At 45.8% G+C, this 26686-nt stretch carries 19 protein-coding genes; 8 read left to right on the forward strand and 11 right to left on the reverse strand.

Translation table 11 applies throughout. The annotated features are described in order from the left end of the window. Positions 1 to 83: 83 nt before the first annotated feature. Complete coding sequence (locus tag L1D22_RS14775; protein ID WP_239830349.1) at positions 84 to 806, reverse strand: tRNA (adenine(22)-N(1))-methyltransferase TrmK; 723 nt, start codon at positions 804 to 806, stop codon at positions 84 to 86. Positions 807 to 949: 143 nt separating this feature from the next. Further along, a complete protein-coding gene (gene glgX / locus L1D22_RS14780; protein ID WP_239830350.1) occupies positions 950 to 2947 on the reverse strand; it encodes a glycogen debranching protein GlgX in 1998 nt (665 codons plus the stop codon). 434 nt (positions 2948 to 3381) lie between these two features. Here glgX and lamB point away from each other — a divergent pair, with 434 nt between their 5' ends. Beyond that, complete coding sequence (gene lamB / locus L1D22_RS14785; protein ID WP_239830351.1) at positions 3382 to 4590, forward strand: maltoporin LamB; 1209 nt, start codon at positions 3382 to 3384, stop codon at positions 4588 to 4590. A 164-nt stretch (positions 4591 to 4754) separates the two neighbouring features. Further along, positions 4755 to 5585, forward strand: coding sequence for a MalM family protein (locus tag L1D22_RS14790; protein ID WP_239830352.1), 831 nt, complete (start codon positions 4755 to 4757; stop codon positions 5583 to 5585). A 102-nt stretch (positions 5586 to 5687) separates the two neighbouring features. On the opposite strand, the gene L1D22_RS14795 is transcribed toward L1D22_RS14790, so the two are convergent. From L1D22_RS14795 to L1D22_RS14805, 3 genes are all read right to left on the reverse strand, one after another. Next, a complete protein-coding gene (locus L1D22_RS14795; RefSeq protein ID WP_239830353.1) occupies positions 5688 to 6017 on the reverse strand; it encodes a hypothetical protein in 330 nt (109 codons plus the stop codon). A gap of 419 nt (positions 6018 to 6436) precedes the next feature. Next, entirely contained in the window at positions 6437 to 10141 is a 3705-nt protein-coding gene (gene pulA / locus L1D22_RS14800; RefSeq protein WP_239830354.1) for a pullulanase-type alpha-1,6-glucosidase, read from the reverse strand. Between the two features lie 355 nt (positions 10142 to 10496). Continuing rightward, a complete protein-coding gene (locus tag L1D22_RS14805; protein WP_239830355.1) occupies positions 10497 to 12269 on the reverse strand; it encodes an alpha-amylase family glycosyl hydrolase in 1773 nt (590 codons plus the stop codon). A gap of 158 nt (positions 12270 to 12427) precedes the next feature. On the opposite strand from L1D22_RS14805, the gene L1D22_RS14810 reads away from it, so the two are divergent. Further along, on the forward strand, positions 12428 to 12817 hold the full coding sequence (locus L1D22_RS14810; RefSeq protein ID WP_239830356.1) for a DUF1294 domain-containing protein: 390 nt from the start codon (positions 12428 to 12430) through the stop codon (positions 12815 to 12817). 54 nt (positions 12818 to 12871) lie between these two features. Here the strand turns inward: L1D22_RS14810 and L1D22_RS14815 are convergent, their stop codons facing one another. After that, complete coding sequence (locus L1D22_RS14815; RefSeq protein ID WP_055319647.1) at positions 12872 to 13456, reverse strand: LysE family translocator; 585 nt, start codon at positions 13454 to 13456, stop codon at positions 12872 to 12874. A 141-nt stretch (positions 13457 to 13597) separates the two neighbouring features. Between L1D22_RS14815 and L1D22_RS14820 the strand changes: the two genes are divergently transcribed. Together L1D22_RS14820 and L1D22_RS14825 are read left to right on the forward strand one after the other, a co-directional pair. Next, positions 13598 to 14038, forward strand: a complete 441-nt coding sequence (locus tag L1D22_RS14820; RefSeq protein WP_009845852.1) for an Lrp/AsnC family transcriptional regulator — start codon at positions 13598 to 13600, stop codon at positions 14036 to 14038. 26 nt (positions 14039 to 14064) lie between these two features. After that, on the forward strand, positions 14065 to 14994 hold the full coding sequence (locus L1D22_RS14825) for a LysR family transcriptional regulator (RefSeq protein WP_239830357.1): 930 nt from the start codon (positions 14065 to 14067) through the stop codon (positions 14992 to 14994). A gap of 155 nt (positions 14995 to 15149) precedes the next feature. Here L1D22_RS14825 and L1D22_RS14830 read toward each other — a convergent pair whose 3' ends face one another. The 5 genes from L1D22_RS14830 to dsrO form a co-directional block, all read right to left on the reverse strand. After that, on the reverse strand, positions 15150 to 16211 hold the full coding sequence (locus L1D22_RS14830) for a c-type cytochrome (protein WP_239830358.1): 1062 nt from the start codon (positions 16209 to 16211) through the stop codon (positions 15150 to 15152). A gap of 9 nt (positions 16212 to 16220) precedes the next feature. After that, positions 16221 to 16862: a c-type cytochrome gene (locus L1D22_RS14835; RefSeq protein WP_239830359.1), complete on the reverse strand. Its 642-nt coding sequence runs from the start codon at positions 16860 to 16862 to the stop codon at positions 16221 to 16223. A 452-nt stretch (positions 16863 to 17314) separates the two neighbouring features. Further along, positions 17315 to 20407 (reverse strand): tetrathionate reductase subunit A, encoded by a 3093-nt coding sequence (locus L1D22_RS14840; protein WP_239830360.1) that lies wholly within the window; start codon positions 20405 to 20407, stop codon positions 17315 to 17317. Positions 20408 to 20421: 14 nt separating this feature from the next. Next, positions 20422 to 21546 carry an NrfD/PsrC family molybdoenzyme membrane anchor subunit gene (gene nrfD / locus L1D22_RS14845; RefSeq protein WP_239830361.1) on the reverse strand — a complete coding sequence of 375 codons (1125 nt, stop codon included), beginning with the start codon at positions 21544 to 21546 and terminating at the stop codon, positions 20422 to 20424. After that, positions 21543 to 22349, reverse strand: a complete 807-nt coding sequence (gene dsrO / locus L1D22_RS14850; protein WP_239830362.1) for a sulfate reduction electron transfer complex DsrMKJOP subunit DsrO — start codon at positions 22347 to 22349, stop codon at positions 21543 to 21545. Before dsrO ends, nrfD begins: the two co-directional genes overlap by 4 nt. A gap of 258 nt (positions 22350 to 22607) precedes the next feature. On the opposite strand from dsrO, the gene L1D22_RS14855 reads away from it, so the two are divergent. The 3 genes from L1D22_RS14855 (at position 22608) to L1D22_RS14865 (ending at position 26637) form a co-directional block, all read left to right on the forward strand. Then, positions 22608 to 24497: a sensor histidine kinase gene (locus L1D22_RS14855; RefSeq protein WP_239830363.1), complete on the forward strand. Its 1890-nt coding sequence runs from the start codon at positions 22608 to 22610 to the stop codon at positions 24495 to 24497. An 11-nt stretch (positions 24498 to 24508) separates the two neighbouring features. Next, on the forward strand, positions 24509 to 25111 hold the full coding sequence (locus L1D22_RS14860) for a response regulator (protein WP_239830364.1): 603 nt from the start codon (positions 24509 to 24511) through the stop codon (positions 25109 to 25111). Between the two features lie 305 nt (positions 25112 to 25416). Continuing rightward, a complete protein-coding gene (locus L1D22_RS14865; protein WP_239830365.1) occupies positions 25417 to 26637 on the forward strand; it encodes a tetratricopeptide repeat protein in 1221 nt (406 codons plus the stop codon). The last annotated feature ends 49 nt before the right edge of the window (positions 26638 to 26686 follow it).

The following is a 26686-nucleotide window of genomic DNA, read 5'->3' on the forward strand; positions in this document are numbered from 1 at the left end:
ATGCCGATAGCTCATTGAGCTATCGGCATTTTTATTGAATTGGGTTTATCAGAGGTAAACGAGAGAGTTAGTGCTTACTAGCGTTAAATGGCTTGGTACGCATCAATGATGTGTTTAACTTCACTAGGCTTACCTTGCTTCTCTTGGCCTTGATGAATACGTAAGTAGTGCTGCAGCGTTTTGGCTTTGTACTGCTGAGATACCTTCATTTGTTCATCACAACTCGGCGTCCAGATCTTGTCACCCACGTTTGATATCTCACTAACCGATCGGCTCTTTTCAGCTTCGCCTAAGTTATTGCTGACCAATAAAATTTCGTAGTAGCGGCGGTTCTCTTCAATCAACACTTCATCAATAAGACCGAATTTGAGCGATTTTAAATGACTTCTTAGTTCGAATTGTTGATGCACAGGGCACAGCAAAAAATCGATCGCTTTGTCTGGGTGTTGACGGTGAATATCATCGACTAGTTTCTGAGTCAGATCGCCACCCACACCCGCTATGATAACCAAGTGTTTGCCAGTGTGCTTTTCCAATGGAATCTTTGCGACATCTAGGCAGTAAACTTGCCATTGGCTAGTGACCTTTTGCTCTACCGTTTCACCTTGGGGAAAGTAACGCGTTAGCTTGCCTTCCAATTCACTCATCAGAGACGGGACAATATCGACAAAGTGAATCTGAGGGGCTTTGTTATCCGACAACAGTTGAACACCCAAGAAGCCGTGATCACAGCAACAATCCCAAATGTGTTGGTAGTCATTGCTGACAAGGGAGTGGAGAGTTTGCAGTCGGTTACTTAGCTTCATAAGGCTCGCGTCGTTGGAAAGATGAGATTGTCGTGTTGAACGCGCATTGTAATGACTTTCTATAAAAACAAAAGCACCTAGGGTATGAATCCCAGGTGCTTTGTTGTTATCGGTATCTAGAGAATAGTAATCGTACGAGTTGATTAAACTGGTGTTAGATGAGTGATTAAGCTGGTCTTAGTCTTGTTAGGCGAATAATGCAAAATAGCCATCGAAGTTGGCGATAACAGCATTTCACCTTCAGCATGACCCGGTTTTACATTTCTCAGATTGGTATCACAAATGGTCACCCAGTTTTGATCGCGATCCTTAGGTAATACGAAGCGTGCAGGGGCGTTGGTTTGGTTGATGAGATAAATCAGTTCGTCGCCGTCTTTGCCGATACCAAGATGCAGTGCTACTGAACTTAAGCGGTTCCAATCATCATGCTCCATCAGCGTGCCATCGACACGGCTCCAGAAGATACGGTTAGAGTTACGTTTTTCACCACTGAATGCCTTGATAAATGGCACCATGTATTGCTGACGAGCAGATATCATTTCCGATAGCCAAGTCTTGAAGTACATCTTACGCTCTGAATCTTCCCAGTTAAGCCAACTCGTTTCCCCATCTTGGCAGTAAGCGTTGTTGTTACCCTTTTGAGTATGGGATAACACATCTGCTGTCAGGATATGCGGAATACCGAAGGCAAACAGCAGGCTCGCCATGAAGTTACGTTTCTGCTTTTCACGGGTTGCAATAACCAATAGGTTTTCGGTCTCGCCCTCTACACCGTAGTTTTCAGAACGGTTATCTCCGTGCCCATCGCGGTTGTTCTCACCATTTTCTTCGTTGTGCTTGTGCTTGTACGAAACAAGATCTTGCATGGTGAAGCCGTCATGGTAAGTGATGTAGTTAACGGTCAGTTTGTACGGCCAGTGTGCTGCGCTGTAGATATCGCGAGATCCCATCAAGCGAGTTGCAAACTCTTTCAAGTAGCCTTGATCACCGCGCCAGAAGCTACGTGTGATATCACGCAGTTTGTCGTTACATTCATTCCAACCTAGCGGGAAATTACCCACTTGATAACCATTAGGGCCAATATCCCACGGTTCTGCGATTAACTTGGTTTCTTTGAGTACAGGATCTTGAGCAACGGCTTTAAAGAAAGCAGCCTCTGGGTTGTAGTTGTCACCTTCGCGCCCCAGTGTTGCTGCTAAATCAAAACGGAAGCCGTCAACTTGGAACTCACTTACCCAGTAACGTAGCGTATCCATGACTAAGTTGAGTGCAGGCTGGTGGGTGAGGTCGACTGTATTGCCGCAACCTGTGAAGTTCGCGTAATGACAACCATGTTTGATGTAGTAGCGGCTATCTAGCGCTTTTAGGTTGAAGGTTGTACCGCCTTCACCACCTTCTGCGGTGTGGTTGTAGACAACGTCGAGAATGACTTCGATGCCATTGCGGTGCAGCTCACGAATCGCAGTCTTAAGTTCAGTAACCGCGTCTTTCTCTGCATAGCGAGGGTCTGGCACCATGAATAGATATGGGTTGTATCCCCAATAGTTCACTTTCCCCATATCCAATAGGTGAGGTTCGTGCATACATGCAGCAATAGGTAAAAGTTGTAGAGAGTTGATGTTTTGCTGTTTGTAGAACGCAAGCATTTCAGGGCTGACTAATCCCAAGTAACGGCCTTTAGTGTTGGTCTCTACTTCTGGATGAAGTTGAGATAAGCCTTTTACATGGGTTTCAAATAGAACGGTCTCTTCACGGCTAATTCGCGGCTTTTCCACGTCTTGCCAATCGAAGGTATCATCGACAACGACACATTTCGCCATCGCAAAGCTTTTCTCATTGCTATAGGGCGTAACGTAATCGAGCGGTTCGCTTATTGCTTTCGCGTACGGGTCTGAAAGCAGGATAGGGCCATTGTCTGTTTCAGCAATGAAACCGTATTTTTGTCCTGCTTTAATATCTTCAATAAATACATATCTGATATCAGCGTATTCATTTTCCAATTTATAAGTCGTGAATTCATCGTTCTCATCAAAAAGAGCGAGAGAGAGAGATTTACAGTCAGGAGAATAAATTGAGAAGTTGCAGCCAGTGTTACCTAGCGTTGCGCCTAGCGGATAAGGGCGAGCGAGCGTTCTAGTCATTGCTTGATTTCTTGTTCGTTTATCAACATCAGTGAACTATAAGTAAAAAGCTTTGTCCCAGTAAGGTCAAGCAACTTCACAGAATAATTATGGTTAAAAAAATAATTCACCGATGAAGTTCAAATTATATATTTGAAGTAGATCTCACTTAAGGTGAATAATTAGATCTGAGTGCTGTCTACTCCTCCTAGATTAAGTGATCTACCTCTTTAAAACACCATTCTGTATATTTTCTACTCCCCTCTAGTCCCCCTTAATTTAGTTAGGGGTGGAGGAAGTCAAACTTGTCATCCCCTCTTAATATTGACCCCGTTGAAACGAATCAGGGGAAACCCTAAACCTCTCTATCTTACGACTACCATTACTGCCTTTGGTTGCCGCAAGAGAGCAAAAATATAAAAACCTAAAATAAATCGTCCTTAATGGAGTTAAGAATGAAAAAAGTAAGTTTGATTGCTGCTGCAGTGGCAACTACATTAGCTGCTGGCTCTGCGTTCGCTGTAGATTTTAATGGCTACATGCGTGCTGGTACTGGTATTAGCGGAAATGATGGTGGTGACGTTTCATTCATGAAGAATGGTATTGGCCGTCTAGGTAATGAAAACGACAACTATTCTGAGTTTGGCTTGGCTGAAGAACTAAAAACTGGTGAGCAAACTTGGCGTTTAGAGTCAATGATTGCTTCTGGTGCTGATGGCGCGAATGGTTGGGAAGACGGTGACTTTAACGTTGCTCAGTTCGCTGTTAAAGCAAAAGGCGTTCTATCTTTCGATGAAGAAGCGACTCTTTGGGCTGGTAAAACATACTACCAACGTAAAGACATCCACATTACTGACTTCTACTTCCTAAATACATCTGGTACTGGTGGTGGTATCGAAAATATTTCAGTTGGTAACCAAAAACTTTCTTTAGCAATTATTCAAGATGGCGAAGATGAGAACGGTGCTGGTTACATGGCTGATGCTCGCCTAGCGAATATCGGTCTATGGGAAGATGCTAGTTTAGAGCTTGGTGTTGTTTACAATTTCGGTACTGAAAATAAGAATGGCAAATACGATGGTGATGATGGTCTACTTGCTACAGGTATTATCCACCAAGGTATGAGCAATGGCTTTAACCAAACTGTCGTTCAAGTAGGTACGGCTGGTTACGGCGTTCAAATGGCTAACTTCTGGGGTTCAGGCGCGTACTATGATCGCTCTGGCGCTCAAGATGATGGTTTTGGTTACCGTATTCTTAACTGGGGTGTAATGAACCTAGGCGAATCATGGGAAATGGGTCACCAACTTGCATACCTATCAGGTTCAGACCTAGGTATTGATAAGCATGATTCAAGCCAATACTCTATCGTGGCTCGTCCAATGTATAAGTGGAACGACACAATGCGTACTATCTTCGAAGCTGGCTATAACGCTGGTGAAGTAGACAACGTTGACTTCGGTGGTGCTAAATTTACTGTTGCTCAAGCATGGGCAATGGGTGACAGCTTCTGGGCTCGTCCTGAAATCCGTGTATACGGTAGCTACTTGATGGATCTAGAAAACGATTCATTCGGTGAAGTTAAAGATGACAACGGTGTTGTTACTGGTCAAGGTGCAGACAACGACTTCGTTGTTGGTATCCAAGTTGAAGCTTGGTGGTAAGCCACTTAGCTTAAAATCCTAAACTGTCCTAATTCATAGCCGGCTTGCGTCGGCTATTTTTTTAAGGAATGTACAAATAAATTGATCGTTCCCTAGGTGAATAGTTCTCTTTGTGGTAATTAAAGTGAGTAAATTTCTTAAAAAAATAACAAAAAGGAAGGGTTATGTATTTTAAAGCTCTAATGTTGAGCGGCTGTGTTGCGTTGGCCGGTTGTCAATCTGCACAAGTAGTCGAGCAAGTGCAAGTGGCACAGGCTGAACAAGTTAACTCTATTGCTGGTCTTCAATTTGCCCCGATGAAGCTTCCAAGCTCCGCTATTTTCGATGTAACACCAAATAGCCAAGTATTAAACTATCAAGGAATAAACAGTCCTGTAGTAGCGATTGAATTGCCTGCAGATCGCGGTGAGTATTCGATTAATATCACGAGCATTATCGGTGACACAGCGTTTGTTCCAAATGCGGTTATCTATGACGAAAACGGTCGTGAGCTAGAGCGTTATGGTAAAGAGAGCTTCGAGTATGCTAAACCAAGATTACACTTGGGGAACCGTCTCGTTGCAGAAAACGATTTCTACCCACCGACAACAGCAAAATCAGTTTATTTAGTTATCTATACAGATCAAAACGATCTGGAAGGTTTTACTGATGTGATCCATCCTGCCCGTTTGGATGCAGAAGCTCGTGGTAACTACTTACCAGAAGTAAAAGATATCCCAATTCCAAATGCTAATGTCGGTAAGATAGAAGTGACTATCGATAAAACGAGCTTCTTCTCAATTGGTTCATCAAACAGTGAATCTAACGCTAAACCAGCGGCAGCAGTTAAGGTTGAGACAATTCAACCAGAAACACAAACTTACTACCATAATGCAATTCAAACAGCAGTAAGTGAAGACAATATTCCTAAAGCTCTTAGCTTATTAGATGAAGCAAAAGCACTCGGTATTGAAGGCGCGCAAGAAGCCTTTGTGCGAGCCGTAAACGCCAAGTAATATAGATAAAGGGTTCCTTTAAAAGTGCAATGCTTGTAAGTTAAGCATCGGTTAGCATCTTCTAAGGAACCCTATCGAATACCGCTTTAACGTATATCCTTTTTATTTGCAATGTTCAGCAACTTTCTCGCCTAAAGGGACTTCTGTATTTACGCATTTTGATACGTGACCAGTAGTCGTTTCCCCTGCTTTATTCGTTTCCATATATTGATCAATACTACCATTGCTTTCAAGTGTTTGCAGTGCCTGTTTATGCGTGGCATTTTCAGCTTGTATTTGTTGCGTTGTTGCAGTGGTGGGAGTATGTGCCTGGGCGCGAGCAGCGTCAGTAGACTCTACAAGATCAGTGGTATTAGCCAAAGCCATTCCGCTCATCAATGCTGTAGTCACGATGCCCATTTGGATGGTTTTGATGATATGTTTACGGTTCATGGAAGTTTTCCTAATCAAAATTTAACAACACCGCAAACAACTGCGGTGTTTTGCTGTTGATAGAATATTACATAGAGAATTGAATGTATTTTAATCGCAATTGTAGGGCGTAACCCTTCAAAAAAGGCTGCTAGGATTAATTCTGTTCACTTAAGGGAGAACGGCATTCTTACTATGATATATCGTTAAGATCTGGTTTTAATGGTTCGAAGGAATCCCCTTTCCCTTTAGTTCTAAGCTTTCAGCCATGTAATCTAAGGTACGGGCTATAGCCCCGAATTTTAATGGGCTATGCAGTGGTTTCTTATTTGCTTCAATCTGCTGGGTTCAGCAGTTGTAAAAAAGGGAGACTAACGTCTCCCAAAGGCTAGCTTTCGCTGGTTTTTATTATCTGTTACTTCGCTTCGATACTTTAAGCTTTACTGCTTAGTGACCGAAACAACTGGACCATCTACATCGTCATCCAGTTCATGAATCGCATTCAGGGTGAAGGTGTAGTTGCCAGCTTCAGTTACGCTAAGCTTACAGTTCCCATCATCTGTGGTCTCGAGGGCTATAGATCCAGATGCCAGTTCAAGAGAGTTGCAGCCAAGGTTAGGTGTTCCCCAATCTGCATCCGAAAACTTGAAGCCATAGCTACCCGCTTCCAAGTTGCCTGTTACAGAATAAACCCCATTAGCAACAAAGCTCATAGCCCAATCATCAACAGGATTCCATCCGTTCATGTCACCACGAACGTAAACCGTTGCTTGGCCGTATGGTGGGATGCTAGACACATCTTTATCAGAGTTATCAACCGGCAGACCTACACCTTGTGCACCGTCTTGAGCTTGCACGAACACAGCGGTGGTTAGTGCAGGTACTGTGAAGGTTTCAGCGCTAAAGCTTGCGCCTTTAACTGTGTTATCAGCAGAGTTTTGTTGAACGTCATGAAGCGTAAAGCCGGTTGCTCCTGTGATTTTAAACGATTGAGATTCATTGGTTGAGTTTACAACTGCGACGATCGCATCGTTCTTTGGATCGAGGTCTGTACCTGCGGATACACCATCATCGATAGACATGACAATCAGACCTTCGACTTGGCCTTCGCCAACGTTACGGAAATCGACACGCTTAATGACTTCGTCTGCTGTGTCTAAGCGGAACAGTTCACTTAAACTACGGATTTTTAGTAGTTCTAGGAATTGCTGCTTAGTCAGATTAATGTCTTCTTCGTCTGGTTTAGCCGTTGGGTCAGCAATGATGGTTTTGATCAGATCCCAGTTCGCACCATCTTTGTCTTCACGAGGTAAGCCAACATTCCAGTTATTGTCAGTACCATCAAACATTACACGGTTATACCAGTCACCAGAATCGTAAGAATCGCGCTGCATCGATTTAGATCGTAGCAGTTCAGAACCCATATGGATAAATGGTATACCTTGGCCCAACATCACGGTAGAGAGCGATACAGACTGCATGCGAGCACGCTCTTCAGAGCTAGTACCTGCAGCGATCTTGTAAGCGTTGTTATCCCAAAGCGTTTGGTTATCGTGTTTTGAAACGTAAGAAATGTTCTCTGAAGGCATCTTGGTGTAACCAGCAGGTGCACCGTTGTAGTCGACGTTTTTACCCAGTTTGGTATCGCCTTTGTAATCAATCAGCACGTATTCTGCGAGGTTCCCTGCCATCCCTAAGCGGACAAGGTCTTGGTTGTGTAAACGACCGTTGATAGAGTCTTGATCGACTTTCGTTTCTTCGTTGGCAATCGCAGCGTTACCAAAGCCTTGGTTAAAGCGAAGCGGGTGGTTGCCTTCTGAATCGACGCCACCATCAAATGGGCTGCCGCCTCGTACTGCATCACGTAAACGATCCGAGAAGGTACCGATTTCTGTGCCTGCCATGTTGATTTGGTTTGCTTGGTCGAAGCGTGCATTGTTTGCTACTTCGCCAAAGTCCCAGCCTTCTCCATAGAACAAGGTATTCGGATCGATCTTACGCACTTCTTCCAATGCTTCTACCATCACGTCTTTCGGCTGGTGGCCCATTAAGTCAAAACGGAAACCATCCACTTTATAGTCGTCAGCCCATACCTTAAGTGAGTCGACCATCAATTTACCCATCATCAGGTTTTCGGTCGCGGTGTTGTCACAACATGTTGAGTTCTCTACGCCACCTGTGTTGACGTTAAGACGGTGGTAGTACCCAGGGACTATCTTATCCAGTACTGACTTATCGTTTACGCCAGATGCGTTGGTGTGGTTGTATACCACGTCCATGATCAGCTTCAGATCCATGTCATGCGTAGCTTTCACCATTTGACGGAATTCTAGAATACGCTTAGATCCATTTGGATCTGTCGCATAACTTCCCTCAGGCACTGTGTAATGGAATGGGTCGTAACCCCAGTTGAAGCTGTCGAGCATACGTAAATCGTTCATTAGCGCTTGTGCATCGCCTGTTGAAGGATCATAACCATCAAGTACTTCTTCGATGACTTTGTTTTCGTCTTCGCTTCCACATAAGGCAGCCGTCGGTTTTACATCACACAGTTTGCCAACGGTGTCGGTGATATCGACACGGCTCGCTTCATCTTCATCAACGGTAGCAATATCAAATGCCGGTAAGATATGTAGCGTCGTTAAGCCTGCATCTTTCAATTCTTGTAGATGTTTGACCGACTCACGCTCTGCTTCTGTGAGAGCGAGGTATTTTCCATTTAGGTTTGCTGTACCTAGCTTGTCGCTGAAACTAAAGTCACGAAGGTGAGATTCGTAAAGTACATGATCTTCGTCTTTCTTTACGGTTGGTCGTTCGTAGTCGTCCCAGTTCGCTGGTTTCAAGGTTGAATCATTCAGGTCAATCACTTGAGAGTATGCTGAGTTCTTTGACAAACTGAGAGAGTATGGGTCGGTCACGAGGCGAGTTTCGATATTGCCTGTGGTTGGGTGATAAACCTTCACTTGGTAACGGTAGTAACTGTTCACTGCGTTAGAAACTGCGTCAGTCGCCCAAATGCCCGTCTCAGTGTTTTCTGTCATCGGGATTACTTGTGAACTTAGCAGATCTTCACTGTACAGAACGAGTTCTACATCTTGCGCTGTTGGTGCCCAAAGTTTGAAGGTAGCCGCACTGCCTTCAACAATCGCGCCTAGTTCTTCAGCCATCGCATTACCAGCATCTTCACTGGCAAATACCGCATCAAGTACACCCGGCTTTTGAACCTCAGTTGAAGAGGTAACGTCGCCATTAGCGTTGTAGGCAACAAGAATTATCTGAGACTTCAAAATGGTGCGCAGTGTTGTGTCATCAACATCAATTGCCACTGCTGGTAAACTTGCTAGGTGTCGGAAACGCTCTTTTAATTCAGAAGACAGTTCTCCGTCTTTGCTTAGTTCAATTGCAGTTCCGCCGACAATCTCTTTGTCATCGTTCATTGTGATGCTGTTGTCTAGTGCATAGAAGAGCTTCACAGAGTCTGCATTGCTAGCCGCTTCCCAACCAATTGTGGTTGCATCTAGCCAGTGTGCTTTTTGACCATCAATATTGACTGGTCGCTCTGAAATAGGGTCGTAGTACAACTCGCTGCTGCCATGGAAACCAAATACGCCTTGTGAATCGCCAAGCTTAGTTAACTCGACTTTTGAGTTCGCACTGCCAAAAGCTTTCTCATCACCATTGTGCAAGATGAAGTTCATGCATTTGTGTGGGTCAGAGGCATCTGGGTCAACTTTCAGTACATAGTAAGCACCGTAAGTATCGCTGATACCATCGTATTCGTAAGGGCTGTTCCAGTCGGTTCCGGTTTCACTTAATCCCATGCCGACTAAATCTGTGCTGGTACAGCCTTCACCATTCCAAAGGTGCAGCCCCCAACCGTCGTAAGTTGAGCCAGATGAGCTTGCAGCGGCAACATCTCGTTTGTAGTAAATAACGACTTCGTTTTCAGCCGCAGGGTATAAACCACTGTTGCCAGGGTCTGTACCGTTGTCGCTATCATTATCACTACCACAACCCGCGATCAAAGTAGCGGTGAAGAGCGGTAACATTGCTTTGGCCAATGTAGAGCGTTTGAAGCTCTTCTTTTTGGTATTGTTGAAGGTATTTCGTAGAGAGATAATTTTATTAATATTTATGTTGTTCACGTTTTAATATCCATATTTCACTTTTTATGAAGATGAATATCCTAGTATTAACGATGGTCAACTATTTGTGATGGCTATGTATAAAGTTATTTTTAATGCGTAAAAATAGGAAACCTAGTGTCAATATCACGCTTTGTATTTGGTTTAAGTTAAATTTATTGGATCAATAGCTCATATGTTTAATATCAATAGGCGAAGGCGTAGAGGAAGGGAGTAGATAATAAGGATGAGAGCTCATCCTTATTAATGTGAGAAAGGTATCGAATTGAGGTGACGTTAATTTAATGTGGGAATTAAGTTATTTATCAATTAATTGAAAATTCAGCTTGTTTGGAAAATAATAATGATAAATATCCTATTTAGATAAGGGAAATACCCAAACCAACGAAGCCAGTGGCTTCAGTTCAAGGCTAAAACGGCCAATACTTTCCTCAACTTCTAATACCTGTTGTTGAATGCCTTCAATATGTTCATCTAACAAGTAACTGCCATCAGCGATTGTGAGCGTTTGTATAACATCACTTGGAACGGTTAAGTGAATATTCTCGGTGACATGTTGGCTGAAATTCGCAGCAACGATGGTCAGTTCTTGGTCGTCATAGCGCAGAAATGCGTAAACCGAATCACTCAAATTATTGCTCTGGTGTAAGTCTAAGTACTGTCCCGTCATTGAAGAGTGCTCAAGCGAAAAGTTCATGACCTTCTGATAGAAGTGACGTAGTTGTTTTTCGTTTTCGTCTAATAGCCCGCCATCGAATGCACCTTGGTTCATCCATTTTTGGTGTTGTGGGACGCCGATGTAGTCAAAGATGGAGGTGCGCGATGGTTGACCAAACCCTGCGTTCTCCGCGCCCGGTTCGCCAACTTCTTGTCCAAAATAGATCATGGTCGGTGAACTGCTTAATAATGCGCTGACGAGCATTGCAGGCTTTGCGATATGTGGATTGCCAACAAACTCTGGGGAAGCGATGCGTTGCTCATCATGGTTATCCAAGAAATGCAGCATGTGATGTTCAATATCCATCATCTGATGTTGGATATCGGGGATGATTGCCGTTGAAGCCTTGCCTTGCATGATGTCTTTTAGACCGTCATAAAGGTCAACTTTATCGTACAGGTAGTCCATTTTTCCGAGATGGACATAGTCGCGATATAAGTCTGGTTGATATACCTCTGCCATCAAAAAAGCACTGGGATTTGTCATCTTTATTGATGAGTTTAGGTAGCTCCAAAACTCGACAGGCACCATTTCAGCCATATCGTACCGGAACCCATCAACGCCTTTGTCTAACCAGAACAAGGCGATATCTCGGAATTTAACCCAAGAGTTAGGTACATCGACAGACTCCCAGAAATGGTAGTGTTCAAGGTAGTCGCGTTGGGCATAGTCACTTGGTAGCTCAGGGAAGTCCTTTGAACCATCAGGGCGGACACCGTAATTGATCTTCACAGTTTCATACCAATCGTCGAAATCAGGCTTAGCCAAGCGTGAGCCGTTGCCTGTCCATTTGGCGGGCTTTTCGATAAACGGAGAACTTAGATTTGGGTGCTGCTCACCACCAAGTGGCGTAAAGGCGGGCTTGACATCTGGCAGTTCAAAGGCGCTGTTCGGGATGTAGTAAAAGTTGTTATCTCGATGGTATTCGAGTGTTGTGTCATCATCAGCACCAAAGTCACTGACGCTTTGTGGGTTATTTAGCCCCTCATAATGACGCGCAACGTGATTAGGGACGATATCGATGATCACCTTTAAGCCGTTGTCATGGCTTCTTTTGATTAATGCCTCAAACTCTTCCTGACGGAGTTCTGGGTTTTCGGCGAGATCTGGGTTTACGGAATAGTAATCTTTGACGGCGTAAGGTGAGCCTGCACGGCCTTTTACGACGCTCGGGTGATCGTCTGAAATACCAAGGTGCTTGTAATCATTGATGAGCGCATGATGTGGCACTCCGGTATACCAAATGTGAGTTATTCCGAGTTTACGAATTTCCGACAGCGCTTTATCTGTAAAATCACTGAACTTGCCGACGCCGTTTTGTTCGATTGTGCCCCATGGAACATGTTGGGTGTTTTTATTGCCAAATAAACGCGTAAAAACTTGGTAGATGGCGTACTTTTGGTTGTACATATTTATAATTCCTTTAACTTCCATCATGTTATGTAGGGATGAAAGGGCTAGATTGTTATTTGGCAGGCTAACTGAATTACAATATGCCTTACTCATCCTTATCAAAATCTACAGGGCGTAATTGCCACAGTATGTGAGCTGTTACCCAAAAGGAGTTGATGTTGTCTTCATCTATTCAAATCGTTATTACTTATCTCGTATTGGTGGCGGTGTCTGCGTTGTTTGCAGAAAGCTCGAAAGCGCTATTAATGTGGTATTTGGCTATCGGATTGGTGACGTTTTTTGTGTACGCGAAAGACAAGCGAGCCGCGATTAATGGTAATTGGCGCGTACCAGAGAAAACCTTGCACATTTTGTCTGTTGCTGGTGGTTGGTTGGGGGCTTTGATCGCACAAGACAAGCTGCGTCATAAAACGCAAAAGCAGCCGTTTAGAGCGATTTATTGGCTAACAGTGGTAATCAATGTAGCGGCGTTTGTGTGGACGTTAACGCCGAGCGGGCAGGCGATATTTGGTCGTTGGGTTAGTGAAATTATTGGGTTTCTTTAACGATAATGATGGCTAGTAACTGTGTACTAACCATCAATAACTACAGTGAGTCGATTAGAGCATTGGAATGGTTGAGGCTAGCAGCAAGCCCGCCATGCCATAGTTGAAGCTCTTGATACGTACTGGTGTTGTTAGCCAGTGTTGCAGTTGTTTGCCTGCTGCCGTCCAGAAAGTCACTGATGGCAAGTTAGCTAGCGTGAAAATGGCTGCGATGATCGCAAGTTCCCACCATGAGCTGCCGCTGCTATAAACGGATATCGCCGTCAGCGCCATCGACCAACCTTTCGGGTTCACCCATTGAAAACTTGCCGCGCCGAGAAAGGTCATCGGCTTATATGCTTCGGTACTTTTGGCTTTACCGCTCAAAGCTATCTTAATCGCTAGGTAGACGAGGTAAGCAAGGCTCAGGTACTTCAAGATTTGGTGCGTCACAGGGTACGCGTTGAAAATTCCCATTAAGCCGAAGCCAACCAACAGCAACATGGCTGCAAACCCTAGAGCGATACCAAGCATGTGTGGAATGGTGCGGGCAAAGCCAACATTCGCACCTGATGTCATGAGCATGATGTTATTTGGACCCGGCGTGAAGGTCGAGACAAACGCAAACAAGGCAAGTGCGCTAAGTTGTTCTAAAGGCATAATGGTTCTCCAGCAATAAAATGAACGAAGTGACTGACCGGTCATGACTTTCACGTGTTGAGAAACATAGTAGGTGGAAAGTGAGGCAATTATGTGCTTTTATTTCCTCTATTATCACTAAATGCACAATAATAAGTACCTATGGATAGATTTGACGAAAGGATATTGCAAGAGCTTAAATTGGACGGCAGAATCTCCAACATTGAGCTTTCAGAACGGATTGGTTTGTCGGCTTCAGCCACGTTAAGACGAGTACAAGATCTTGAGCGCAAAGGCATCATCCAAGGTTACCGTGCGGTTCTCGATAATGGCTTGATGGGCGTGGGCTTTATTGCCTACGTTTCGATTGGCTTATCGAGCCACAGCAAAGCGGCTCAGTTGGAATTTGAACAACACGTCAGCATGGAAAAAGAAGTGGTGGAGTGCCATAACATCACTGGCGCTAACGAGTACTTGTTGAGAGTCGAAACCAAAGATCTGCCGGGCTATAAGAAGTTTCATGCCGATGTACTTGGGGAATGTGCTCAGGTTCAGTCCATAACGACTATGGTTGTGATGGACACCCCCAAAGATGAACGCTAATCGAGTTTTATTGCAGGAGAGGCGCAGTGCCCAATACTAATCAGTTGTTATTGTTCTTAGATGTGGTTCAACAAGGGTCGTTTACCAAAGCGGCAACCTTGCATGATATGGACAATTCATCACTCTCTAAACAGATCAAAAAGCTTGAGCTAGACTTAGGTGTTCAGCTGCTCAACCGTTCTACGCGCTCGTTTTCTTTGACGTCGGCGGGTGAAGATATTCTCGCGCAAACCTATGTGTTGAAAGACACCATCAATCAGATCCAAGGTATTGCAGATTCGTATCAGTCTGAACCTAAAGGTGTGCTGCGAATTACGTCACCGATCTATTTTGGTCAGCAGTATCTGCAACCTATCATCACTCAGTTTATGAGAAAGTACCCTGATGTTCAGATCGTACTTTCACTGGACGATAAGATCGCCAACATCATTGCTGGGCAGTTTGATATCGCCTTTCGATTCAGTAAGCTCGTTGAATCGAATTTGATTGCGAAGAAGATTGCTGATAGTAACTTCATGCTGGTCGCGTCGAACGACTTTGTGAAAGAGCATGGTGAGCCTAAGACGCCGCAAGATCTGCTCGCGCTACCTGCCGTGATTTATACCAATGGCGATATGACGGTGGATCATCTGCGTATCAGTGAAGAACCGCATGGCAATACTTTCCAGAGCCTGACGATTCGTGGCAACTATAAGGTGAGTGATGTTCGTACCATGGTGTCTTGCGTGAAAGATGGCTTGGGTTATGGTTTCCTCGACCAATCTAATCTGTACGCCTCAATGAAAGAGCTCGGCTTAGTCACCTTGCTACCGGATTACCCGATTTCTACCATCGATACCGCGATTTATGCTGTCTATCCACACCGTAAGCAAACGAAGCTGGTTAAAGAATTCATCACGACGGTTCAAGACTATATTGGCTCTCCAACCATTTGGGAAAAGATGCAACAAGGTTAGCTGTTTCTATGCTTTATCAAACCAAAAAAGGAGCCAGATCGTCATACGATCTGGCTCCTTTTTACTTTCCGGTAGTCACTAATTTACAATGTAAAGCTTAGCTATAGCTGGTGTGAGCAGCTCTTTTTTCAAAAGGAGTGCCTCTTTAATTAAAGTTAGTGGTTGTGAATCACTTCTTTGCCACTTGGATAAGCTTTTGTGCCCAGCACGTGGCCATCAACTTCTTTGCCATAGTAGCCTTGGTGATTGTGATAGCGTTCTGCATTAGCAGCCACATCGCCTTTGTATCTCGGATCTTGTGGGCGTTCATGACTGTTGACGAAAGCGGCCACATCCCATGCATCTTGAATGGAAAGCTGTTGGCTCTTTCCAAGCGGCATGTTTTCGTAAATAAAGTATGCAGCTGTGTTTACGCGGTGCATACCTGCGCCCCAGTTAAATGAGTTCTCGCCCCAAAGTGGAGGTAGGTAGGATCGGCCATCAGCCCCTTTAATACCCTCGCCATTTTGACCATGACATGTTTGGCAGTTGGTTTGATAAACCTTCTCACCACGAGCAATCGAAGGCTCTTGTTCAGGGTTAGCAATCTTAGGGTAACCACGCCCTGCCAACTTGCTGCGATCATCCATTGGGTATTTGCTTAACAGCTCTTCAGGAAGAGGGAAGCTTTCTGCTTTACCACCGACTTGTAAATCTGCATCGCTGATCTCAGGAACCGGCGTGTCTTGCATGCCGTTCTTGTCTAAGATGCCGCCCATCGCTAGCCAGTATGAATAAGCCGTGAGCGCGACCATCTCTTTTGAGCCTACTGCTGGTGGCAGGCCATTCATTGAATAAGTGAAACAGCCTTGGATACGTTCTGCGTAGCTGTTTACCTTGTCGTTTTTCTTACGGTAAGCAGGGTAGGCCATATAAGCTCCCCATAGAGGCGCCGCATTCGCCTTCATGCCCGCTTGCATGTGGCAGTTGACACAGTTTTGTTCATTGCCTACGAACGTACCGCGCATCTGTTGTGAATCGACAAACAGTGAATAGCCCAGTTTAACTTTGTCGCCAAACTCCCCTGCAGGAATATCGACTAAGTCTCGTGGCACCAGATATTTGTTATCTTGCGGTTTCTCAACAGCGGGCAGTTCGGTTTGGCGATCAGGCAACTCACCTTCGGCGTAAGCGATTCCAGAAGCAAGGGTTGCGGTAATTAAAAGTAATGTTTTCATGCGAGCCCTTTAGTATCGGAAAGATGCGAAGTAGTAAGACAGGTTTTTGATTTCATCGTCAGTCAACTTACCAGCGATATTGCCCATCATGTTCAAATCATCACCCTTACGAGTGCCGTTTTTCCAAGCGTTGAGCTGAGTTTGAATGTAGTCGGCGTGCTGGCTCGCTAGACGTGGGAACTTGTCTACGCCCATACCACTTGGCCCATGACAGGTCGCACAAGCGGGAATGTTTCTATCCCAATCGCCTTGGAATACCAGTTTACGATATGGGTTATCGATATCAGCCTGTGAGCCGCGTTGTTCTAAATCAGTGAATTCATAAGAAGGCAGTGAAGCGAAGTATTTGGCAACCTCACGACGAATTGCAGGATCAGACACACCATCCGCCATGCCCTTCATGATCGCGCTTTGACGCTCACCACTAGAGAATAGAACCAGTTGATGTTCGAGGTAGTCAGCATTAATCCCAGCCAGCATCGGAGCGATGTTGGGCATGCCTTTACCGTCGGCTTGGTGGCAGCCGCTACAGGTTTCTGCGGCTTCTGGCATTGGATTAGGCGCTGCTTGTGCAAAACCGGATAAAGAAAGGCTTCCTAGAGCAGCGATGCAAAGCGTTAGAGTTTGAGTTTTTATGTTCAGCTTAATCATGAGGCGTCGCTATTGGTTATAGTGCACGCATTTTCGACATAATTGGTTGCTCGCGCTATTGTGGATTTCCACATTAATTCACTTGGAACTTGAGGTAAGTCTCACATTAATAACCTCACTCACCATAATGGTATTGATGTGAAGTTCGATAGGCGAATCCGACTGCCGTTAACGAAATGCAAGGGAACTGCCATGTTTGCCTCAGTGTAACTGCTTGTTAAGGCTCTTTTATGGCACCGATTGTATAAGCATAGCCGCTTTATGGTTGCTAGCTAAAAAAGTTGTAGTGAAGGGAAGATAATAGAAATGAAGAGATGGGGCTTGGATTGGATGCTGCGGGCCGAATGCTATCGATGCATTGGCTGTTAAAAAAGCAGAGCAACTTCGAACGGTGAAGTTGCTCTGTTATCGCCCTAGCTATGTATCAGTAGGGACGTGTATTGGATTAGTGATTAGACTTTGTAGATCTTCGCCGGAAGCGCCTGTCTTGCTGCTGCGCCGACTACCCAATCAAGCATGACGCCTTTGCCTTCTCTCGTTCGGTCAATTAAACCAATATCATTGATGTTAACGCCATCGTTTGACTTCATCTTCACTGGTTGCTGTGTGTCACCAATCCAGTGCGCACGTTCACCGAGTTCTTTATGGCCAAAGCCATGTTCAAAGCCTAATGTGCCCGGTTTGATGCCATCGATCACCATTGCCAACGCATGTGTGGTTGAACTCGGTGTTTCAATGGCAAATACGTCACCAGTTTTGATACCTGCCGAAGAAGCGTCCTGCGGATGAATGTAAACCGGGTTCACGCCTTTAATCGATTCTAAGCGTGGCGACAGGTTAGACACCGCACTGTGAATGTTGGACTTAAAGTTAGTCAGAGTAAATGGCCACTCTTTTGCTGGGAACTGCTCTGCCAATGGTGTGCCGTCTGCCAGCTTTTGTGGATACCATGTTGGGCAACCCATGTACTGCTCGCCACTGATGGTGTTGCGAGAGGTGCCCAGCTTTTCATTCCAGATAGCCAGTGGCTTGGTCCATTTGTACTTCATGGTTTCATTGGTGTAGGCATTGGTTGCGTCTTCGAAACGACCGCCACGCGCAAAGATGTACGCCACTTTGAGCATCTCTTCTGGCTTAAGCGTTTTGTTCATCACAGGCACAAGGCGCTCAAGACCAGACCAAACAATGTCTTCAGCATCAACATTCGGTACGCCGCCTTTGGCAAATGCTAAGTTAGCCGCTGAGCGTAGGTAGAAATCTTCAGCGCTATGAATACCGTGCCAATTACCTTGGTTATCTTTAATGGCGTTTTCGCCGAAGCCACCGAGATCAAGCGTTTTTGCCAGATCAATAAAGAAGTTCTCTAGGTTGATGGCGCGTCCGTCTTGAGTGCGTGAGGTTTTAGGCTCAACTATCGGCCAGCGAGCGGTGATCGCTTTAGTTGCGACGCCGTGCCACGGTGTCGCCATGCCCCAACTCTCGTAGGTTACTGTGTCTGGCACAAGGTAATCGGAGAGTGCTGTGGTTTCATTGATAAAGGCATCAATAGAGACAATCAAACCCAGCTGTTTTGGGTCTTTGAGCTTCTCGCCTAATAGGTTGTCTAACCCTGGAACGCCATAAAGCGGGTTTGCCATGTGGTTGATCCACGCTTTTGCGCGATATGGGTAGCCATCAATGGCCGCTGATAAATGCTCGGTTAACAGCGGCGCTGAGATTGGGTACCAAGGCGCGCGCGTTGGGTAAGGTGATTCACCAGCCGCAACGCGACGTTTGTATTCGCTGGTCTTGTGGTACGGAAATTTGCTGCGAGATAAGAACACGCCCTGTGGCTTAGTTTTACCTTTGAACTTAGTAAAATCATAGCGAGGGCCTGCAACAGAAGTTGGGTAGCCACCTGCTTTCGCCATCGCCCCGCCTTTCGCGTTGATGTTACCGATCAGCGCGTTCAGCATCAGAATAGAGAACGAGTTGTAGAAGCCGTTGGTGTGCATGTTGCCACCGTGAGTATCCACGACGGCTTTTGTTCCGTAGCTGGTGAAGCGCTTCGCCAGTGCAATGATCTGATCTTGCGGGATTTCACACTGCTCACTGTAGTAAGCAAGGTCATATTTGAAGGCTTCATCTTTCAATCTTTGTAGAGAAGACTTAACACGAACAGTCTGACCATCGATTTCTACGTCTTGATCGACGAACAACGCCGCCTCATCGACCTGAACATTTGATGTCAATAGTGACGTTGTCACATTAATTGCAACAAATGCATCATCGTCAGACATCGGTTCGCCCGTTTCTAGTAAACCAATATCCGATGTGCGAAGCATGCGCCCGTTTTGTGGGTGTGTTTCGTCGCTGATCACTAGGTGAGAGGCATTACACCAGTGTGTGGTGCCGGCTTTTTGCATCGCTTGTGCGCTTGGGCGAGATAAGAAGTCGTGATTATAGCGCTGGTTCTCGATGATCCATTGGATCATACCCAGAACTAATGCTGAATCGGTGCCCGGTTTGATCGGAAGCCAGTTGTTGCGATCGCCCGCCGCAAGGCTTGAAGAGCCAGCAGGAAGGCTTGGCGTTACTATGGTGTAGCTCAGTTTTCCGTTAGTACGAGCTTCAGCAAGTTGTCGTGCTTGACGCTTAAACGGGTTACCTGCTTGAGCTGGAGACATACCGATGAACAGAATGAACTCAGCGTTGTTAAAGTCGGGTTTTAAGTGCGAGAACTTGTCTAAGTCATTCATGATCGCGCCAGAACCTGCACGGAATGCGTAGCCACAGTAAGAGCCGTGGTGACCGAAGTTTCGTGTGCCGTAGCTGTTGAATGCAAAGCGCTTCAAGATGTCATCACGGCCTTCGTTACCGGCATTGGTCACAAGCAGTTGGTTGGCTTTTGGTCCGTATTCAGGGTTGTTCGGATCAAGTGGTGTTTTGATATCGCGAATCGAACGTAAGCCTTCCACTTCTCCCTCACCAAACAAGTCACCACCTTCGGTGATCTCAGAGATAAGCTGTTCGTAGCTGATTGGCTCCCACTTGCCTTCACCGCGCTTACCAACACGTTTGAGCGGTTGAGTGATTCGGTATGGGCTGTTTTGAATCTCTAACATGCCATTACCACGGGCGCAGGCTGTCGAACGATTGTTGATGCCGGATTCACCAGACAAGCCAATGTAGGCGTCTTTTACCGGCGTTTTGAACGGGATCTGCTGGTCACTTGATAGCGGGTGATATGGGTTGCCTGAGATACGTAAGATCTCGTCGTTGCGGTTATCGATACGTACACGTAAGCCACACAGTGTCCAGCAGCCGAAACACATTGATGGTGCTACGCGTTGGTTTGGGTTTGGCGAGATCTTACCTTGCTCATCGACACTGTATTCCGTCTCTAACGAATTACCATGGTGGATGTGGTTAGTTTTCTTACCCGCAGTGCCATCGATAGCACCGTGAACCATGTGTTTTGTGGTTGTCGCATAACCTGCAGCAAAAGCTCCAACACCACCGGCAGCAAGGCCTGTTTTCAAAAATTGACGACGTTTGTTATCCATGATGATTCCTCAGACTACAAGCTATGTGAGCGGTTAAGTGGTGATGATATTTTTTGAGCTGATATCGTTTTTGTTCCAGAACCAGTAGACACGATTTCAGAGGCGAACAAGGCAAGTGCTAACCAAAGGCCACACATACCAACAATGCCAAGTAAACCTGCGCTACCCATTGGCAATTCATAAGGGAATGCACCCACATCGAAACGTGGAATGGTTTGAACTTCCATCATGGTGACCCAACGCACCGCCCATGCCGAAACAATGGTCGCAAGTGCAATAAGGATAACGCCAAGCTTGCTTTGCGATAGACGCTGCAGCGGAAGAACTAAGATCATGCACAGCAAAATGCTGGTGGTCATGATGCCTAAATTGATGCCCCAAGCGTCGTTCTCATACAAGTTGAAGTGACCATGTTTAGATGCCCAAATCGACGTAAGAATGATGGCAAGACCGCCCGTTAAGGTAATGGTTCTTTGTACCAGTGCGAGGTCTGTTGGTTTTAAGCTTGGTTTGCTTGAAGGCAGGAGAGCCCAAATCAACAGCGTTAAGCCCGTTGCAGCAAAGAATGCGGTCGTGAACCAAAGCAGTGGAGAAGCCGGTTGATGCCAAAGCGGGCGGCTCGCCAAAATTGCAATTTCGGCTCCTGTGTAAAGCGCGATACTTGAGCCCGAAACTGCCGTCACAGCAGCGAGTGCAATCATCAGTTTTGTTGAAACTTGCCATTGGCCTAGGGTTAGCCAAGACAAGCGTTTTAGAAGCGGGTTTTCACTCTCTTTAAGTTGTGCGATGTCATCACGCAGGTAAACCCAAGCCGTTGCGACAGCCAGACCAGAGAACAGAGGAAGAAACAGAGAACCCAATGACATCCATGACCAAGGCGTGATGTGTGCGTAGAAGTGCCATGCACGTCCAGGTTGGTGCAAGTCACCAGTAAGGGCTAATGGACCAACAATCGCACCAATGGCCATCACAAGCACCAGGGCAGAACGGAATTGGTGGCTGGTCGAATTTTTGAAGATAAGTGCAATCAAAAACAGAATAGCCGCCGCGTAGGCAGAACCAATGTAGAAGAAATATTGAACCGCCCACGGTAGCCAAACGATCTCTTGAGCGGGAACTAGCACCTCAGTGATATTCATGCTGCCTCTCCTTGTTTGCTAGAGGATGAGTTATCGACGCCGGCTGGATCATAAATCGCAGGTTGGCCTTCAATGTGGCTAACGAATCGGTCGTTCATGCCGATATAGAAAACATGTGGGTTGGTATTCTGCTCTGGCTTGAGAACTTTGATGTCGTCTTGGTTTTCACTAAGCAGACGGTTGATTTCGCTGTTTGGATCTTTAAGGTCGCCAATGACACGCGCACCACCGACACAAGTTTCTATACAAGCGGGTAGCAAGCCATCCTCAAGGCGGTGTGCACAGAAGGTACATTTGTCGGCGGTCAGTGTGTCGTTATTAATAAAACGAGCATCGTAAGGGCAGGCTTGGACACAGTAAGCACAGGCTACGCAACGTTCGTTGTCGACCATTACAATGCCGTCTTCACGTTGGAAGGTCGCTTGAACAGGACAAACCTTGATGCAAGGTGCGTTGTCGCAGTGGTTACACAGGCGAGGCAGCATGAATGATTTCACTTCTTGTTGAGCCGTCGAACCATCATCAAGAGAGACTTCATACTGTTTTACGGTGGTTCTGAACTGGCCAATTGGTGCTTGGTTTTCAACGCTACAGCCAACAGTGCATGCCTGACAGCCCACGCATTTACGCAAATCAATCGCCATGGCGTAGCGTTTGCCTACTTCGCCTTTACGGTCTGGCTGGTTGTTATTGCGAATGGATGTGCTTGCGACTGCGGTGTTGATTCCGGTAATGGGAATGAGCGCAGCACCGGCGGAAACCTTACCGAATTGGCTGAGAAACCGTCTTTTCAATGAGTCCATATTGGTACCTATAAATGGGTATTCGTTCTGTTGGGCTCATTGTCAGATTTTGACCGTACACGGGGTATTGTGGATTTCCACATACCCAGATTAAAGTTGATCTAGAACAAATGCGGTTTTAGCAATCTAGCTGTTATGCTTTGTTTAAAATGTGCATTTCTAGCGCTCTGAAGCATGAGTTAAGCTTGGGGACGTCGTTAACCTAAGATGAAGCCAGAATAAATTGGATAAACAGTCTGTTTGGAGAAAGAGATTTCAGTGACCGTTCGAAAACTAATGACAGTTGTCAGCCTTTGTTGGTTGAGCCTAACCGCAGGTGTGTGTGTCGCTGCTCAATCTGAACAAGCGGTAGCAGCTCCAAGCATAAGCCCAAACCAAAACACAGATGAACCCGACCAGATTATCGAGGTTGGTGTGTTGGCGACTCGAGGAAAGCTTTCTGCGCAACAACGTTGGCAACCAACAATGGATTGGTTGTCTGAACGCATTCCGGGTAAGCACTTTGTTCTCAAGCCTTTTAATTTGGAAGAGATGGCGGAAGCAGTAAAAGATGTCACGGTCGATTTTGTTGTCACCAACCCCGGTCAAGCAGTTCGTTTAGGACGTCAATACGCGCTCTCTTGGATGGCGACCATGACCAGTCACAATTATGACGACCAAAGTGTGAGCAGCACGCGCAGTATCGGTTCTGCATTGGTGGTCAGAAGAATGTCACCGTATATCTCGTTTGAGCAACTTAGTGGAAAGCCAATCGCGGCGGTCTCTGAAAATGCGTTTGGCGGCTACCTGACTATGCGTTACCAAGTAATGCAAGAAGGGCTGAACCCTAATCACTTTTTCTCTAATACTCAGTTCTTGGGTTTCCCGATTGATGCCAGTTTGTACCAATTGCGAGAAGGACACATTGAGGCGGCAGTCGTCCCTGCTTGTTTGGTTGAAAACATGATCAGTGAAGGTTTGCTGGTGGCTGGGCAATATCGAATCATTGGTAATCAAGCGCCTGAAGGCTTCCGGTGCCAAGTGTCTACACCTCTGTATTCCAACTGGTCGTTTGCCAAAACAGAACGAGCCTCTTCGGCATTAGCTAAGCAAATGAGTCAGGTGCTATTTGCGATGCCGAAAAGCAGTGCACCTGCCATTGCAGCGAATGCCTCGGGCTGGACTTCACCAACCAGTTTGCTACCTATCGACAAGCTCTACCAGCAACTCGACATGCACCCACTGCAACAACCATGGTGGAAAGAAGCGTTAATCTGGCTTAAGTACAACCAGCAATGGGCATGGGCGTTCTTCATTCTGGTGGTGTTACTGAATGCTTATCACTTTTGGCTAGAATACAAATTCAGCCGCAGTAAAAAGCAGTTAGAAGCCATGCTGCACAAGCTGAAAAGTAAGAGTGAACAGCTAGAACATTCACAACGTATCGCAGTGGTTGGTGAACTTGGAAGTAGCTTAGCACACGAGATCAATCAACCCTTGGCGGCCATTCGTAACTACAGCGAAGGCGGTTTATTACGGATTTCGAAGAATAAACCATTGACTGATATTGAACCTGTGTTCGAGAAAATTCAATCGCAAGTGGACCGTGCAGATGCAATCATCCAGCGCTTAAGAAACATGATCAAAAAGCGCTCATCAGAGAAGTCCCAGACCGATATCGAGCAGCTGCTTACAGACACCATTGAGTTACTGCAATTCCGATTACAGAAGCACAAGATAACTATTGAACGCTATGCCGTAGGTAAGCCTATCAAACTAAATGTTGACCCTGTGGGTTTGCAACAGGTGATTGTAAACCTGATCAACAATGCGACCGACGCATGTAATGCACAAAAGCATCGCGAACAAAGCGCTACGTCTGATATTGATAACAAAAACAGCGAACCACCAACAATTAAAGTGATTACCGAGTATCAACCGGATAAAATGATGCTGTCGGTTATCGATAATGGAACAGGCTTAGATTTCACCGAGCAACAAGTCACTCAAGCCTTTGTGAGTAGCAAAGAAAACGGCTTGGGTTTAGGGCTTGCGATTTGCCAAGATGTGATTGAAGACCACAGCGGTCAAATGACCATTAAGTCACTGACTCCTCATGGCTGTCACGTTGCAGTGACGTTACCTTTCTCTCTTTCAAATGATTCATAAGGAATCTTGTTATGCCTGAACTTCATCAAACGTTGCCGGTTTATGTGGTTGATGACGATGAGTCGATGCGTGACTCGCTGGTGTTCTTATTGGAAGAGCATGATTTCACTGTGTCAGCCTATGAAGATGGACCAAGCTTTTTAGACTCTGTGGATCTCACAAAGTCGGGCTGTGTAGTGCTAGACAGCAGAATGCCAGAGATGAGAGGGCAACAAGTTCATGAGTTAATGGTAAAAGCGCAGAGTCCGCTGTCGGTTATCTATTTGACTGGGCATGGGGATGTGCCAATGGCGGTAGAAGCCCTGCAAGCAGGTGCGGTGAACTTCTTCCAGAAGCCAGTTAAAGGTGGTGAGTTGGCTGAGGCGATCAAGCAAGGTTTAGCAGCCTCAGAAAAGCAGTTGCACATGAACGTCTACCGCCAAGCATACACGTCGTTAACTGAGCGTGAAATCGATATTCTTAAACAGATTATTGACGGCAAGCGCAATCAGAAAATTGCCGACGAGCTGTACATCGCAGTAAGAACGGTTGAAGTTCACCGAGCTAGTTTGATGAAGAAGTTTTCTGCAAAAACAGTCGCTGAGTTAGCTTATATTTATGGGCAATTGACCTAGTCATAGTGGCATGTGGTCATAAGTTTTGAATCATCAGTATCTGGTGATCGGTTGAGCCTCGTTTGATGAAAGGCTAGCTCGAGAGGCCATCCTTATTGAAGCAAGATCACATGGTTTGTGGGTTGCGTACGGATTAGCCATTGCAGACTTCTTATCGTTATGTATTCCTGAGATACTGAACTAAGTTCATTTTAAGGTGGAACGCGTTAGTAACGGCGCTTTTCCCTGTAATTCGAAACATTCACTATGGTTGATAACACTTCGACATCGAGATTTGTATCAGCCGAGTTAGGTTAAAATATTTTATGAGTACAATGGGAATCGCAATTGGTGCGACGGCTCTTTCGTTAATACTTGTGGCCGTGTGGCTGATTTCTTTATCGCTAAGAAAACAGCGCTTGGAACAAGAACGCAAAGCTCGTGCGGTCGCTTACCGAAAAGCGATTGAAAAAGCGCGCATCCAAGAGCAAAAAGAGCGTCACTTCAAAGCCGAAACCGGACATGTTCCGTCGATTCTGTATTTAGCGAAAGAGGCCGAACGTAACAATATCAAGGAAGCTTTGTATTGGTACGATAAGGCCGCACATCTAGATAATGTCAACGGCATGTATGGCATTGTGCGCCTGAGCATGAAGCGCAAAGAAGACCTGATTTTAAGAGAAAAAGCCAATTTCTGGCAGCTTGCGATATCAGCGATGGATAACGATCTGGTGGCGAAATTTGAGATGGGTAAAGCACTTGTTTCTGGGCGCGGAACCGATAAGAACATCCCCAAGGGTTACACCTATATCGAAGAGTCGGCAATGGGCGGGAACACCGAAGCCATGCTGTTTATGGGCGACTGGTGTCTAGACAAAGAAAACCCAGACTACTCCGCCGAAAGCTCGTTTGAGTGGTACCACAAGGCCGCCGAAAAAAATAACCTAGATGGCAAGATCAAACTGGGTATGAGCTATTTGAACGGTGTTGGTGTTGAACCGAATCACGGCGAAGCGGTCTACTGGTTTGAAACTGCAGCGGAAAAGAACAGTGCAGAAGCCATGTTTAGAGCAGGCGAAGCGTGGATTGACCATGGTGAACACGGTAATGCGATTGCTTATATTTGGCTATTCCTGTCGGCTCATTTTGGTTACTCCGAAGCGAAGCAATTACGGGACAAAGTCGGTGGTGAACTGGGTGTGGATGCCGTTGTGGGCTTACAGGCTCTAACTAAGCCGATCATGACCAAGCTGACTCAAGAAGCGATCACTAAGCATTCAATCATTAAAGCACTTAATAAGCTCTACAAGCGCAATATACCGATTCCTAAGAAAGTGAAAGAAGCGTCTGATGAAGAAGGTGAGGCATTAAACGTAGATACGAGCCATTTAGATACTCAAACTTCGAGTGCTCAAGATGCGAATGTTGATTACAGCCAGCAACCTAACACTGAACAAGCATCAACAGAGAGGCAAGCGACCCCAAGTAGTGACCCTCTAGACTTCAGTCAGTCAGCGGTTGAGTCTAACTGGAACCGAAATCAGTAAGTCGAGCTGATGGGCTTGATAGGTTCTCTTGGAGCAAATGATTAGGAAC

This window comes from Vibrio sp. Isolate34, assembly GCF_022397915.1.
In the GTDB taxonomy this organism is placed as follows: Bacteria; Pseudomonadota; Gammaproteobacteria; order Enterobacterales; family Vibrionaceae; genus Vibrio.

Bases quoted from the DNA above. Each gene is read 5' to 3' on its own strand.
- L1D22_RS14775 (WP_239830349.1), bottom strand. From the start codon at position 806: ATGAAGCTAAGTAACCGACTGCAAACTCTCCACTCCCTTGTCAGCAAT.
- glgX (WP_239830350.1), bottom strand. From the start codon at position 2,947: ATGACTAGAACGCTCGCTCGCCCTTATCCGCTAGGCGCAACGCTAGGT.
- lamB (WP_239830351.1), top strand. From the start codon at position 3,382: ATGAAAAAAGTAAGTTTGATTGCTGCTGCAGTGGCAACTACATTAGCT.
- L1D22_RS14790 (WP_239830352.1), top strand. From the start codon at position 4,755: ATGTATTTTAAAGCTCTAATGTTGAGCGGCTGTGTTGCGTTGGCCGGT.
- L1D22_RS14795 (WP_239830353.1), bottom strand. From the start codon at position 6,017: ATGAACCGTAAACATATCATCAAAACCATCCAAATGGGCATCGTGACT.
- L1D22_RS14805 (WP_239830355.1), bottom strand. From the start codon at position 12,269: ATGTACAACCAAAAGTACGCCATCTACCAAGTTTTTACGCGTTTATTT.
- L1D22_RS14810 (WP_239830356.1), top strand. From the start codon at position 12,428: ATGTTGTCTTCATCTATTCAAATCGTTATTACTTATCTCGTATTGGTG.
- L1D22_RS14815 (WP_055319647.1), bottom strand. From the start codon at position 13,456: ATGCCTTTAGAACAACTTAGCGCACTTGCCTTGTTTGCGTTTGTCTCG.
- L1D22_RS14820 (WP_009845852.1), top strand. From the start codon at position 13,598: ATGGATAGATTTGACGAAAGGATATTGCAAGAGCTTAAATTGGACGGC.
- L1D22_RS14830 (WP_239830358.1), bottom strand. From the start codon at position 16,211: ATGAAAACATTACTTTTAATTACCGCAACCCTTGCTTCTGGAATCGCT.
- L1D22_RS14835 (WP_239830359.1), bottom strand. From the start codon at position 16,862: ATGATTAAGCTGAACATAAAAACTCAAACTCTAACGCTTTGCATCGCT.
- L1D22_RS14840 (WP_239830360.1), bottom strand. From the start codon at position 20,407: ATGGATAACAAACGTCGTCAATTTTTGAAAACAGGCCTTGCTGCCGGT.
- nrfD (WP_239830361.1), bottom strand. From the start codon at position 21,546: ATGAATATCACTGAGGTGCTAGTTCCCGCTCAAGAGATCGTTTGGCTA.
- dsrO (WP_239830362.1), bottom strand. From the start codon at position 22,349: ATGGACTCATTGAAAAGACGGTTTCTCAGCCAATTCGGTAAGGTTTCC.
- L1D22_RS14860 (WP_239830364.1), top strand. From the start codon at position 24,509: ATGCCTGAACTTCATCAAACGTTGCCGGTTTATGTGGTTGATGACGAT.
- L1D22_RS14865 (WP_239830365.1), top strand. From the start codon at position 25,417: ATGAGTACAATGGGAATCGCAATTGGTGCGACGGCTCTTTCGTTAATA.